General features: G+C 34.9%; 15 protein-coding genes. 13 read left to right on the top strand and 2 right to left on the bottom strand.

The genetic code is table 11. The annotated features are described in order from the left end of the window. Positions 1 to 32: 32 nt before the first annotated feature. Both AC4MCD_RS00420 and AC4MCD_RS00425 read right to left on the bottom strand, forming a co-directional pair. Positions 33 to 461, bottom strand: a complete 429-nt coding sequence (locus AC4MCD_RS00420; RefSeq protein WP_491876359.1) for a low molecular weight protein-tyrosine-phosphatase — start codon at positions 459 to 461, stop codon at positions 33 to 35. Next, complete coding sequence (locus AC4MCD_RS00425; RefSeq protein WP_491876360.1) at positions 461 to 1,561, bottom strand: polysaccharide biosynthesis/export family protein; 1,101 nt, start codon at positions 1,559 to 1,561, stop codon at positions 461 to 463. The genes AC4MCD_RS00420 and AC4MCD_RS00425 overlap by 1 nt, the downstream gene beginning before the upstream one ends. A gap of 295 nt (positions 1,562 to 1,856) precedes the next feature. On the opposite strand from AC4MCD_RS00425, the gene tviB reads away from it, so the two are divergent. The 13 genes from tviB (at position 1,857) to wbjC (ending at position 13,857) form a co-directional block, all read left to right on the top strand. Next, a complete protein-coding gene (gene tviB, locus AC4MCD_RS00430) occupies positions 1,857 to 3,155 on the top strand; it encodes a Vi polysaccharide biosynthesis UDP-N-acetylglucosamine C-6 dehydrogenase TviB (protein ID WP_491876361.1) in 1,299 nt (432 codons plus the stop codon). A 28-nt stretch (positions 3,156 to 3,183) separates the two neighbouring features. Continuing rightward, entirely contained in the window at positions 3,184 to 4,128 is a 945-nt protein-coding gene (locus AC4MCD_RS00435) for a Gfo/Idh/MocA family protein (protein WP_491876362.1), read from the top strand. Positions 4,129 to 4,142: 14 nt separating this feature from the next. Then, a complete protein-coding gene (gene wbpD / locus AC4MCD_RS00440) occupies positions 4,143 to 4,730 on the top strand; it encodes a UDP-2-acetamido-3-amino-2,3-dideoxy-D-glucuronate N-acetyltransferase (protein ID WP_491876363.1) in 588 nt (195 codons plus the stop codon). Next, positions 4,727 to 5,812 (top strand): DegT/DnrJ/EryC1/StrS family aminotransferase, encoded by a 1,086-nt coding sequence (locus AC4MCD_RS00445; RefSeq protein WP_491876364.1) that lies wholly within the window; start codon positions 4,727 to 4,729, stop codon positions 5,810 to 5,812. Before wbpD ends, AC4MCD_RS00445 begins: the two co-directional genes overlap by 4 nt. After that, complete coding sequence (locus AC4MCD_RS00450) at positions 5,809 to 7,056, top strand: glycosyltransferase (RefSeq protein WP_491876365.1); 1,248 nt, start codon at positions 5,809 to 5,811, stop codon at positions 7,054 to 7,056. The genes AC4MCD_RS00445 and AC4MCD_RS00450 overlap by 4 nt, the downstream gene beginning before the upstream one ends. Continuing rightward, the gene (locus tag AC4MCD_RS00455; RefSeq protein ID WP_491876366.1) at positions 7,049 to 8,464 is read left to right on the top strand and encodes a lipopolysaccharide biosynthesis protein; all 1,416 of its coding nucleotides are present in this window, start codon (positions 7,049 to 7,051) and stop codon (positions 8,462 to 8,464) included. Before AC4MCD_RS00450 ends, AC4MCD_RS00455 begins: the two co-directional genes overlap by 8 nt. Then, positions 8,464 to 9,651 (top strand): O-antigen ligase family protein, encoded by a 1,188-nt coding sequence (locus tag AC4MCD_RS00460; RefSeq protein ID WP_491876367.1) that lies wholly within the window; start codon positions 8,464 to 8,466, stop codon positions 9,649 to 9,651. The genes AC4MCD_RS00455 and AC4MCD_RS00460 overlap by 1 nt, the downstream gene beginning before the upstream one ends. Positions 9,652 to 9,685: 34 nt before the next feature. After that, on the top strand, positions 9,686 to 9,841 hold the full coding sequence (locus tag AC4MCD_RS00465; protein ID WP_491876368.1) for a hypothetical protein: 156 nt from the start codon (positions 9,686 to 9,688) through the stop codon (positions 9,839 to 9,841). A gap of 29 nt (positions 9,842 to 9,870) precedes the next feature. Beyond that, on the top strand, positions 9,871 to 10,149 hold the full coding sequence (locus tag AC4MCD_RS00470) for a UDP-N-acetylglucosamine 2-epimerase (RefSeq protein ID WP_491876823.1): 279 nt from the start codon (positions 9,871 to 9,873) through the stop codon (positions 10,147 to 10,149). Positions 10,150 to 10,202: 53 nt separating this feature from the next. Then, the gene (locus AC4MCD_RS00475; RefSeq protein WP_491876369.1) at positions 10,203 to 10,490 is read left to right on the top strand and encodes a UDP-N-acetylglucosamine 2-epimerase; all 288 of its coding nucleotides are present in this window, start codon (positions 10,203 to 10,205) and stop codon (positions 10,488 to 10,490) included. Positions 10,491 to 10,615: 125 nt separating this feature from the next. Next, complete coding sequence (locus AC4MCD_RS00480) at positions 10,616 to 11,686, top strand: hypothetical protein (RefSeq protein WP_491876370.1); 1,071 nt, start codon at positions 10,616 to 10,618, stop codon at positions 11,684 to 11,686. 21 nt (positions 11,687 to 11,707) lie between these two features. Further along, positions 11,708 to 12,742 (top strand): polysaccharide biosynthesis protein, encoded by a 1,035-nt coding sequence (locus AC4MCD_RS00485; RefSeq protein ID WP_491876371.1) that lies wholly within the window; start codon positions 11,708 to 11,710, stop codon positions 12,740 to 12,742. Between the two features lie 2 nt (positions 12,743 to 12,744). Further along, a complete protein-coding gene (gene wbjC, locus AC4MCD_RS00490) occupies positions 12,745 to 13,857 on the top strand; it encodes a UDP-2-acetamido-2,6-beta-L-arabino-hexul-4-ose reductase (RefSeq protein ID WP_491876372.1) in 1,113 nt (370 codons plus the stop codon). The last annotated feature ends 3 nt before the right edge of the window (positions 13,858 to 13,860 follow it).

Consider the following 13,860-nt stretch of genomic DNA (forward strand, 5'->3'; position numbering starts at 1 on the left):
TAAATATCAAAAAGTGAAAATATTAAAAAAACTTAAATATATTTTTTCCAGTCAGTAATACAGGCTTGAATCAATCTACATGTTTCATCAAAGACTGTTTGATCATGCTGATAAGGATCGGCAATATTTTTACTTTGCCAATGTCCCAGTCTAAAGGTTTTACCTTTAGCAAAAGGCCAGGTTTGTTCTATATGTTTTTGCTGATTCTGACTCATAACTAATATTAAGTCAGCTCTTTTAACGAGTTCTGCATTCAGTTTTTTTGCAACATGAGGACTCATATCAATTCCAAAGCGTTGCATGCATAGACTCGCTTTTTCATCAGCTGCTTGTCCAGTTAAACCAGAAATACCTGCAGATTCAATATTTAAATGAGGATATTCCTGTTTTAAAAAATATTCTGCCATTGGGCTACGACAAATATTACCAATACAGACTACTAAAATATTATTAATTTTCATTATTTACCTACATTATCTAGTTGATAAAGAACACTAGAGAATGGAATAATTTGATTCACTATACGTTGCCAGCGTGCAAGACCTGAAGCATCTACATAAACAATATCATTGCTACGCATTCTAAACTGATTTGCTAGGCCAAAGTCCCCAATATTACTAAGATCCATATGGTATATTTCTGTCATTGGAGAATTGACATTACTACGTACTACGTAAATTTTACTGCGACTCGCAGAGAGTGGATTCAAGCCTAGGCTTTCACCTAGGACATCGCTAAGACTCATACCTTGATCTCGTATAGGTAGTGACTGGTTTTTACCTGACTCACCCATAACATAAATTTTTTGATTTTCACGATTATTGATATATAAGGTGTCATTAGGCTGTATTAATAAATTATGTAGAGAAAATCCTGCTTTTTCTAATTCTAAGGTATTTAAACTATAGGAACGCCCCTGACGTACTAATGTGATAGAAGTATTATCGCCTTGTTCAGGATTAATGCCACCTGCCATTCCTAATGCTGTATAAATACTAATTGGTTGATCATTCAGATAAAACTGGCCACCTTTTACAACATTGCCCTGAACCGAATATCTTTTACCTTGATATGATAATACTCGAACAATGACATCTGGAGTCTTTAAATAACGTGACAATTGACTACGTAATTCACGATTGACCTGAGCTACTGATTTTCCTGAAGCTTGATAGCGTCCAATAATTGGAAAATGAATATAGCCATCTGAATCGATCTGGAAGCCATTCGCTTGTGCAGACTGATCACTCGTAATATTACTTGCAGAGGTAAGTTCTGGATAAGCCCATAAATAAATAGATAAAATATCACCCGGACTCAACTGATAGCTGCGGTGCGATGTACTAAAAAGATGAGCATATTCTTGTTGAATATTATGTACAGCAGGCTGAGCAGCCATAATTGATTCTTGATCTAGCTTAATGACATTTACTGTAGTGCCTAGATCAGTTTGATAAACACCCTCACTAGGTAAGTCATTTGTTTGTAGACCAGAGGTGATTGCACACCCTGTAGTGGTGATACCACATGCCAATAAAACAGCTAATTGAAAGTGTCGCACAGGCTTTCCTAAATATTAATTTTTAGATTCATTCAAATTGAAGCTATTCTACCGAAGTTACTGGTTATATACATCACAATTTGTGACTTATTACGATCTTTTAGGAGAAAAAAATTAAGTCTATAAGAGACAATAATTATAATAAAGAAAATACCAAATTTTCACAAAAAATATACATTACTTTATATTATGAGTTATTTGAGCACAAATCATAATAGAAGTTTTATTGTTTTCTGATACTATTCGTGCCGGAAGATTTTAATCTCTATAAGCACAGTATAAATAAGGCGTTGACATGCTATCTATTGCAGATTTAAAAGTTGCGGTGATTGGTTTAGGTTATGTAGGTTTGCCACTTGCAGTAGAATTTGGGAAAAAATTACCTGTTGTAGGGTTTGATATTCACCAAAAAAGAATTGATGAATTAAAAGGTGGCCAAGATCATACATTGGAAGTATCTTCAGAAGAATTAAATCAAGCTAAAAATCTTAGTTACTCTGCTAATTTAGAAGATTTAAAAAACTGTAATTTTTTTATTGTTACTGTTCCTACCCCGGTAGATGAAGTAAATAGACCTGATTTAACTCCTTTAAAGAAAGCCAGTGAAACACTTGGTAAAGTGCTGAAAAAGGGCGATGTAGTAGTATATGAATCCACTGTATACCCTGGCGCGACCGAGGAAGTTTGTATTCCCGTATTAGAAAAAGTATCTGGTTTAACTTTTAATCAGGATTTTTTTGCAGGTTATAGCCCAGAGCGAATTAATCCGGGTGATAAAGTTAACACCCTGACTAAAATTAAAAAAATTACCTCAGGTTCTACCCCAGAGATCGCTGAGCTGGTAGATCAGGTATATAGCAGTATTATTACTGCAGGTACGCATAAAGCTTCGAGTATTAAAGTCGCAGAAGCAGCAAAAGTCATTGAAAATACCCAACGTGACTTAAATATTGCTTTGGTGAATGAGCTATCGGTTATTTTTGATCGGCTTGGTATTGATACTTTAGATGTGCTAGAAGCCGCAGGTAGTAAGTGGAACTTTTTGCCATTCCGTCCAGGCTTGGTTGGTGGGCATTGTATTGGCGTCGATCCCTACTATTTAACCCATAAAGCTGAAGAAGTGGGCTATCATCCACAGGTGATTTTGGCCGGGCGTCGTATTAATGACAATATGGCACGTTATGTGGCGCGTAATACAATTAAACATATGCTTAAAAATGGTATTGATGTTCCGCGTGCAAAAATTGGTGTATTAGGAATTACCTTTAAAGAGAATTGTCCAGATATCCGTAATAGCAAGGTTGAAGACCTGATTAAAGAGTTTCAAACCTGGGGTGCACAGGTTGTAGTCTGTGATCCATGGGCAGATGCAGAAGAAGTACGACAAGAGTATGGGGTAGAGCTTTCAATTATTGATGCAGAGCATCCTGTAGACAGCTTGGTTGTTGCTGTCGGACATAAGGAGTTTCGCCATCTTAGCCCCGAGCAGCTACGTAGTTATGTAAATAATCCTAAACCTGTGATTGCTGATGTCAAAAGTCTGTTTAATCGTGATGAATTAACAGCACAGGGTTTTACTGTATTCCGTCTTTAACATAAATTAATCAATTATAGTGAACAACATGAAAAAATTTGCCCTCATTGGTGCTGCAGGATATATCGCACCACGTCACTTAAAAGCAATTAAAGAAACAGGTAATACTTTAGCCGTTGCTATGGATGTGAATGACTCTGTTGGAGTTATGGATAGTCATTTTCCTGAAGCCGAGTTTTTTACTGAATTTGAAGAGTTTGAGGCTTATGTAGAAGATCAAAAGCTCAAAGGTGAAAAGCTGGATTATGTTGCGATTTGTTCACCAAACTATCTACATGCACCTCATATGAAATATGCCTTAAAAAATGGCATAGATGTGATTTGTGAAAAACCATTGGTACTTAATTCAGAAGATTTAAATCTGTTATCTGAATATGAAAAACAATATGGCGCAAAAGTAAACTCGATTTTGCAGTTACGTTTACATCCTTCAATTATTGCATTACGTGATAAAGTCCAAGCTGCGCCAGCAGATAAAATTTTTGATGTAGATTTAACTTATCTTACGTCACGGGGTAAGTGGTATTTAAAATCGTGGAAAGGTGTAGATAAAAAATCTGGCGGTGTAGCAACCAATATTGGTGTGCACTTTTATGACATGCTGCATTTTATTTTTGGCAAAATTGTGAAAAATGAAGTGCATTATCGTGATGAAAAAACAGCATCGGGTTATTTGGAATATGAACGTGCCCGTGTACGCTGGTTCTTGTCGATTGATGCTAATAATTTACCTGAAAATGCTGTACAGGGTGAAAAACTGACGTATCGTAGTATTACTATTGAAAATGAAGAGCTTGAATTTTCAGGTGGTTTTACAGATTTACATACTCAAAGTTACCAACGTATTTTGGAAGGCAAAGGCTACGGTGTGGAAGAAAACCGCGCAGCAATTGAAACAGTGGAAGTCATTCGTGTTGCTCCTATTGTGGAAAACCCTGCGAACCCACATCCATTATTAGCTAAAGTAAAATAAATCAGGGAATGATTATGAATTTTTATCAACATGAAACAGCGATTGTTGATGAAGGTGCGCAAATAGGAAGCGATTCGCGAGTTTGGCATTTTGTTCACGTATGTGGCGGTGCCAAAATCGGTCAAGGCGTATCTTTAGGACAAAATGTATTCGTTGGCAATAAAGTCGTTATTGGCGACCATTGTAAAGTTCAAAATAACGTGTCGGTATACGATAACGTGACCTTGGAAGAAGGTGTATTTTGTGGACCAAGCATGGTTTTCACCAATGTGTATAACCCACGCTCTTTAATTGAACGCAAAGACCAATATCGTAATACCTTGGTTAAAAAAGGCGCAACACTGGGTGCGAACTGTACCATTGTTTGTGGTGTAACGATTGGTGAATACTCGTTTGTTGGTGCTGGTGCGGTAATTAATAAAGACGTACCGGCGTATGCATTGATGGTAGGTGTTCCAGCAAAACAAATTGGTTGGATGAGTGAGTTCGGTGAACAATTAGATTTACCATTAGAGGGTGAAGCACAAGTTGAATGCGAGCATACAGGGGCGATTTACCGACTGAATGGTAAGGTTGTAACAAAAGAGCCGGTTGCAGTATGATTGAATTTATTGATTTAAAAGCACAACAATCACGTATTAAAGCTGAAATTGATGCAGGTATTCAGCGTGTTTTAACGCATGGTCAGTACATTTTAGGGCCAGAAGTTGCAGAGCTAGAAGAAAAGTTAGCGGCTTATGTGGGTGCTAAATATTGTATTACTTGTGCCAATGGTACAGATGCTCTGCAAATTGCCCAAATGGCATTTGGTATAGGGCCTGGTGATGAAGTCATTACCCCAGGTTTTACCTATATTGCAACAGCAGAAACTGTGGCAGTGTTGGGTGCGACACCTATTTATGTAGATGTGAACCCGAAAACCTACAACTTAGATGTAGAAAAATTAGAAGCAGCCATTACGCCACGTACTAAAGCAATTATTCCAGTAAGTCTGTATGGACAATGTGCTGATTTTGATGCAATAAATGCAATTGCTGCTAAATATAATATTCCCGTGATTGAAGATGCTGCACAAAGTTTTGGTGCGACTTATAAAGGGCATAAAAGTTGTAACTTGACTACTGTGGCATGTACTAGCTTTTTCCCAAGTAAGCCTTTAGGTTGCTATGGCGATGGTGGTGCTATTTTTACCAATGATGACGAATTGGCAAAAGTGATTCGTCAAATTGCACGTCATGGGCAAGACCGTCGTTACCATCACATTCGTGTTGGGGTAAACAGTCGTTTAGATACGTTGCAAGCGGCTATTTTATTGCCAAAACTGGCAATTTTGGACGATGAAATGCAGGCGCGTCAGCGTGTGGCGGATATTTATAGCAAATTATTAAACGAAGCAGGTATTTTAACAACTCCGTTTATTGAAGAGCATAATCAGAGTGCGTGGGCGCAATATACCATTCAGGTAGAAAACCGCAGTGAAGTTCAGGAAAAGTTAAAAGCGCAAGGTATTCCAACTGCTGTGCATTACCCAATTCCGTTAAATAAGCAGCCTGCTGTAGCAGATGCAAATGCAGTGTTACCTGTGGGTGATGTTGTGGCAGAACGAGTAATGAGTTTACCGATGCATCCTTATTTAAATATGGAAAAATTACAAACTATAGTCCAGAGTGTTTCTTTATTATGAAAAATTTGGTAATTTTAACGCATAGTTTTCCATACGAAGGTGGCGAGCAATTTATTGAATCCGAAGTGCATTATTGGGCTAAGACAGGTTTCGATAATGTATATATTTTACCAGGAATATCACCTACACAAGTTGTAAGGTACTTTCCCAAAGAGCTTATGGTTTTACAAAGGTTTGAGATAAGCTCTTGTTCAAAATTATTTATTTTATTATTTATTGTGTTTTATTCTTTGTTTTGGAAAGAGATTTTTTATTTAATTAAGAATGATAGCCTTAATATCACCAATGTTATTAATGCAGTTAAAGCGGTATTTGCTACCAAAGTTAGAGAAAAGCAACTCAGGCACAGTTTAAAAAATATAGATGGAGATATATTAATTTATTCATATTGGAATGATGTTGATTGTTACGCCGCATGTGAATTAAAAAATAAAAATAAAAATAAAATAAAAGCAGTAGTTTCTAGATCTCATCGGTATGATTTGTATGAAGATTTTAGGGAAAATGCATATATGCCCCTTAAACGTCAATATAGTGAAAAAATTACTAAAGTTTTTTTATTAACTAAATCGGCATCTAATTATTATAATCGTACATATGGCTATCCAAATAATGTATTGGATGTGGCTAGTTTAGGGGTTTTTTTACCTGAAAAAACATTGCTCTATAGTAAAAGTGGGGGTGTTTTAAGAGTATTATCAGTTTCAAACTGTATTCAGATTAAAAGAATAGATAAAATCATAGACGCATTAGATGTATTTTCGAAGGCTAATCATATTGAAGTTCGATGGACTCATATTGGAAAAGGTGTGTTATTAGAGAAACTCAAGCAACATACTAAAGAAGTGGTTGGAGGGAATAAATTATTGAAATATAATTTTTTGGGATTTCTACCAAATACTGAGGTTAAACAATTACTCTCACAACAGAGTTTTGATTTGTTTATTAATGCTAGTGAGTCCGAAGGTGTTCCTGTTTCTATTATGGAAGCAATGAGTTATTCAATTCCAGTGATTGCCCCTGATGTGGGTGGTATATCTGACATTGTGAATGATTTAACTGGTAAATTATTAAGCTCAAATCCTTCGGTAAAAGAAATTGCAGATGCAGTTCAAGAGATTTATTACTCAAGTAGCTATCCAAGCTATCGAGAAAATGCTTTTTTAATGGTTAAAGAAAATTATAATGCTGATAGTAATTATATAAACTTCATAAAAAAGTTAAGTCAAATTCCAAATGAATAAGAAAACTATTTTAGGATACGCTATAGGACCTATTGGTGCTGGGATTCTAGGATTTATTAGTCTGCCGATAATTACTTGGTTTTATTCGGTAGAAGATGTGGGGCGTATATCTATGCTCCAAGTTTTTACAAGTCTTTCTGTTTTATTATTTTGTTTGGGCTTAGATCAGGCGTATGTAAGGGAATATCATGAAGCACAAAATAAGCATGTTTTATTAAGGGCTGTACTGCTACCAAGCTTGTTTTTGAGTCTAATTTTTTTTAGTTTACTGTTGTTATTTGATATTCGGCTGATATCAGAGTTAATGTTTGATATTCCAAGTGCTTATTTAAGTATTTTGGTGGTTATTTGCTTTATTGTTGCATTGATCTCTAGATTTTTATCTTTAGTACTCAGAATGCAGGAGAGATCCATTGCATTTTCTATGAGTCAGCTATTGCCTAAGCTGCTCTTTATTTTAATTATCGTTAATACGGTGTGGTTAAATTTTTCTAGAGATATTTATAATTTAATTACAGCAAATACAATTTCTATAGTTTTGGCATGTTTAATATTTTTTTGGAATACTCGTCGGGAGTGGCTTCAAGCCTTAAAAGAAAAAATAGATAAAAATCAATTGAAACAATTATTGCATTTTGGAGCGCCTCTTATCGCTGCTGGTTTCGCCGCATGGGGGCTTAATGTGATGGATAGATTGTTTCTTCGTCAGTATTCTAGTTATAGTGAATTGGGTATTTATTCTGTAACTATGAGTGTGGCTGCGGTTGTGACTATATTTTCAGGTATATTTAATACTATTTGGTCACCTATGGTATATAAGTGGATTGCTACTGGACAATATGATGAACAAAAAATGAAATTAGTTTTAAAGTATCTAGTTATGTTTATTTATTTTTTTACTATTTTAGTCGGTTTGTTTGCTTGGGTGGTTACTTATTTTTTACCAGAAAACTATAATGCTATTCAATATTTGTTACCTATGTGTTTATTGGCACCAATGTTTTATACATTATCAGAAGTAACAGGAATTGGAATCGCTATTTCTAAAAAGACTAAATTTTCTATGCTTTGTGCTGTTGTGGCTATGTTGTGTAGTGCGGTTTTAAACTACTTTCTAGTTCCATCATTTGGTGCAGCGGGGGCTGCACTCTCTACGGCTGTTGCTTTTTATGTGTTTTTTATATTGCGTACATGCATTTCGGCTTTAATTTGGAAAAAAATTCCTTATTTAAACGTCTTGATGATCACTATGAGCTTATTGGTGGTGAGTGGTTTACATCTTTTTTCTACTAGTTGGAGCTATGAGATTTATTACGTGTGGGGAGTGATGCTTTTTTTCGGAATTATATTGTTTAAAAATATACTAATGGACATATTTTTGAAAGTGAAAAAAAGAGAATTTATCTAATGACAAAAAGCTCTTTATTTAAAATATTTCTATTGTTAGTGGTGTTATCACCATTCCTCGCCTATCTTTTTAATAATGGACTGTTGGCATATGGTCCAATGTTGGCAGTAACGATACTTATTTTATGTTTTGAGGCGGTTGAACCAACTCTATTGACCTATAAAGAGTGGTTTTCAATTCTAGCTTTTATACCTTATACATTAATTGCAGAATGGTATTATTTTTTAAATCCTTATGAAGGAGAGTTTCTATCAGGGTATTCATTTACATTTATAGTCCTTCCTTTTTTTATTTTTATATTCTTGGTTCTTAGAAGAAAGTATTGCAGTGATGATTATTATAAATTGATATCTAAAATTATTTTTATATTTTTAATGGTGCAGTTAATAGTATGTTTAGGACAAATTTCAACCTATGTTTTAGGTATTGGTTTGCCAGTCGTTCAAGAGTATAAAAATAATTTTATGGTGTCGGGTACTTTTAATAATTCTAATGACCTTGCAGCTATAGTGTTGATAATATCTTTAATTGTAACTAAATTAGAGTCTGTACTGAAAAAAAATATGATTTTTACAATATGGATAACAATAGCTTTCCTTTTAATAGTCTCTAGTTCACGCTCTGCATTAGCTTGTGCATTATTAGTGTTTATATTTTTACGAAATATTAATTATAAAAGTATTGTTTTATTACTATTAATGCTGTTAGCAGTTATTCCTATATTGGGGGACGCTCAAAACGATAGTGATATTGTAAATCGAATATCTTCTCGAATTAATACTTTTCAAAATATTTATGAGTATGGTCTCAATGCAGATAGTTCAGTAAATTTAAGATTAGACTCCTATATTTACTTTATCAAAAATCTTAAGAACCTTGGTCTGGGCTCTGGTGAGATTAATAATTATTATATATATGCAACGAATACTAACTTTGAGAGTTGGTTAGTGTTTCAAAATCCGCACTTTTTAATTATTGAAATTGGTTATTGGTTAGGTTGGTTGGGATTAATTAGCTTTCTTTCAGCTTTTCTTTTTCTGACATTTACTTATTACAGAAGTATGTGGTTCTTGTTAATTGCTATAATATCAATGTCCATTCCTTCGAGTGTTTTAGGGTCGCATGTTTATTTCTTTTTTTTAATAATGTGTATTTTTAGTAATATTGAACAGACTAAAAATTCATAATATTGATATGTATTTATCTTTATAGGAGTTTACCTTGAAAATTCTTACCGTTATTGGTGCACGACCACAGTTTATCAAAGCAAGCGTAGTTTCAGCTGAAATTGAAAAAGCAGCTGGCTTAGAAGAGAAAATTATTCATACTGGACAGCATTTTGATGCGAATATGTCGAATATTTTTTTGAACAATTAGATATTCCACGGCCACATTATCAGTTAGATATTAATAGTAGTAGTCATGGAGTAATGACTGGGCGGATGCTTGAGGCTATTGAAAGAATTTGTTTGAAAGAAAAACTAGATCGTTTAATTCTGTATGGTGATACCAACTCAACTTTGGCAGGTGCCTTGGCTGCATCTAAGCTACATATACCAGTTGCCCATATTGAAGCTGGTTTACGTAGCTTTAATATGCGTATGCCAGAAGAGATCAATCGTATTTTAACCGATCATGTTGGTGATATTTTGTTTTGCCCCACAGAAACTGCGGTTAAAATTTAAAAAATAGAGGATTTGATCAAAAACCTGTTCAAATTTTTAATGTTGGTGATGTCATGCAGGATTTATCAATGTTCTTTGCAGAGCGTGCTGTAAAGGGTGAAGCACTTAAAAATGTGCCTGAGCATGACTTTATTGTGGCAACTTTACATCGAGCTGAAAATACAGATGACTCTATACACTTAAAAGCAATAGTTGATGCATTAAATTATATTCACCAGGGGTTGAAACTTGAGATGATCGTATTAGAGCCTGTTGGCTATTTGGAAATGCTTTGGTTAGTTAAACATTGTAGCGCAGTTGTTTCTGATAGTGGTGGTGTACAAAATGAGGTTTTTCTTTAAAAAGCCATTGTATTACTATGCGTGATCAAACTGAATGGGTCGAACTGATTGAAAATGGTGTAAATGTATTGGCAGGTGCGGATACTCAAAAAATTATTACATCGAAACTTGAAAATAGGTAAAATATGAAATTCATTTTTTTCTCTAAATCTATGTATGATGAAACCCCTAGAATTAGACACCAACTTGCCAATTTGTTAGTGAAATTTGGTCATAAGGTCATATTTTATCAAAAGCCAGATTATTTTTTATCTTCCTCAAAAAAACTGATCAATAAAAAAATTAATGATGATGTAGAAATTCGTCAAACTAAACAATTAATTCATCATCAATTAAGATTGTTTAATTTAATTGCAGGTATCAATGCTAAATATGAAGCTAGACAGATTCTAAGCTCACTTAAAGATATACAGGATGAGGATATAATCGTAAACTTTAATTATGATTACTTCTTTTTAAGATATTTATTTCCAAAAAATAAAATAATTACCTTGATCAATGATGACTTCATTGCACAAGCTAAATTTTTAAAAGGTGCTCATGTTAAAGAGATCATGAGGGAAACTTTAATAAATAGTGACACTAACTTGACAGTTTCTTATCCATTATTTAATCAAATTAAAAATTTAAATTGTCAGGTGAATTTATTTTTTCCATGGACTGAAAATTATTATGTAAGACCAAATTTGTATAAAAAAAATAAGAATATTGTAATTTGGGCGAGTATTAACTCAGTCATTGACTTTAACCTTGTGATTTTTCTCTCAGCTAAGTTAAAAGATTTTAATTTTTATTTTGTAGGACCTTTAGATGATAGTGTGAAAAATACAGTTTCGGAGCTTTGTAAGGCCGATAATATTTATTATCACAAACCAGTTAATTTAACGGAGCTTTCAGGAGTTAGCAGTTTTTTCATGGGCTTAATGCCCTATAGGGCGAATGTGAAATCCACAGAAGCTGTTACTATGGCGAATAAAACTTTTAGGCTTATGAGTTTAGGAATGCCTCTAGTTGTACATGGAATGCCCAATTTTTTTGAGCATGCTGCGATATTTAAGTCTGAGACCTATGATGAAGTTGTATCAAATATTCAATATTGTTTTGATAACTTTGAAAATCTTCAAGATGATATAAGTGAGTTAATTTCTCAGAATACTGATGAAGTTAGATATAACCAGTTTATTAAATATATTTGAATTTTAATTTAGAGTACTTCTATGTTTGGCAATAAAACCCTACTCATTACAGGCGGCACAGGTTCATTCGGAAATGCTGTTCTAAAACGCTTTTTAGAAACAGATATTAAAGAAATCCGTATTTTTAGCCGTGATGAAAAAAAGCAAGATGATATGCGTAAGAAATACCAGTCATCTAAGCTTAAATTCTATATTGGTGATGTACGCGATTATAACAGTGTATTGAATGCAACGCGGGGGGTAGATTATATTTACCATGCGGCTGCACTTAAACAAGTACCATCTTGTGAATTCCACCCTATGGAAGCGGTTAAAACCAATGTGCTGGGTACGGAAAATGTATTGGAAGCTGCGATTCAAAACCGTGTAAAACGTGTGGTTTGCCTAAGTACAGACAAAGCTGTTTACCCAATCAATGCAATGGGTATTTCTAAAGCCATGATGGAAAAAGTCATGGTGGCAAAGTCACGTAACCTAGAAGAACTAGAAACTGTAATTTGTGGTACACGTTACGGTAATGTCATGGCATCTCGAGGTTCAGTCATTCCACTATTTGTAGATCAAATTCGTCAAGGTAAACCGCTTACCATTACAGACCCTAACATGACTCGTTTCATGATGACTTTGGAAGACGCAGTTGATTTAGTTTTATATGCGTTTGAACACGGTGAAAATGGTGATATTTTTGTACAAAAAGCACCGGCAGCAACCATTGAAGTCTTGGCACAGGCATTAAAAGAATTGCTGAATGTAGAAGAACATCCAGTTTCAATCATGGGTACACGTCATGGCGAGAAAGCCTATGAAGCACTACTTAGCCGTGAAGAAATGGTTGTCGCCATAGATCAGGGTTATTACTTCCGAGTACCAGCAGATCAACGCGATCTGAACTATGAAAAATATGTAGAAGAAGGTGACTCAAAAATTACAGAATTTGAAGATTATAACTCGCATAATACTGAACGCTTGGATGTTGAAGGTATGAAAAAGTTATTATTAAAACTCGAATTCGTACGTGCTTTAACTCAAGGTCAATATGTAGATCCAGAGGCTTAAACATGAATATTCTAGTTACCGGTTCAAACGGCTTTATTGCAAAAAATCTGATTCAGTTTTTGGCTGAAAAGCCAGAAGTTGAAGTTTTAAAATTTAACCGTAATTCTACTCCAGCAGAGCTAGAACAATCGGTACTTGCTGCAGACTGGATTGTGCATTTAGCAGGTATTAACCGCCCTTTAAATGAGCAAGAATTTATTGAGGGGAATATCACCCTTACCCAGAAAATTGCAGATATTCTCAAGCAGGCAAAAAAGCAGACTCCGGTTATTCTTTCTTCATCAATTCAGGCAGAACGTGACAATGCCTACGGGCAGAGTAAACTCGGTGGTGAGCAGGTATTATTAGAGCTAAATCAGCAACAAGGCAATCCTGTATATATTTGCCGTTTAGCCAATGTATTTGGTAAATGGTCACGTCCTAACTATAACTCGGCTGTGGCGACCTTTTGTTACAACACTGCACATGACTTACCTATTCAGATTCATGATGAAAATGCCATGATCCGTTTGGTCTATGTAGATGATGTGGTGGAATCATTCTGGAATATTATTCAAGGTACGCAGCAGGTAGAGCAAGTTTTTGCCATCCAGCCTGAATACCAAATTAGCGTGGGTGATTTAGCAAAAACCTTGGCAGGTTTTAAACAGTCCCGTGAAAGTTTAATTACAGATCGAGTCGGCACAGGTGTAACTCGCGCTTTATATTCGACGTATTTAAGTTTCTTAAAACCTGAACAATTTGACTATAGTGTACCTAAATATGGTGACCAACGCGGTGTATTTGTAGAAATGCTAAAAACACCAGATGCAGGACAATTTTCTTACTTTACCGCACACCCAGGTATTACCCGTGGTGGGCATTATCATCACACCAAAACAGAAAAGTTTTTGGTCATTAAAGGTAAGGCATTATTTAAGTTTAAGCATGTAGTGACAGGCGAGTTCTATGAGCTTGAAACGTGTGGTGATGAACCACGAATTGTAGAAACTGTACCAGGCTGGACGCATGACATTACCAATATTGGTGAAGATGAAATGGTGGTGATGTTGTGGGCAAATGAAATATTTGATCGTGAAAAACCAGATACGTATGCTATGCCATTAACGAATTAAGAG

The organism is Acinetobacter sp. CAU_H_78, from assembly GCF_058599365.1.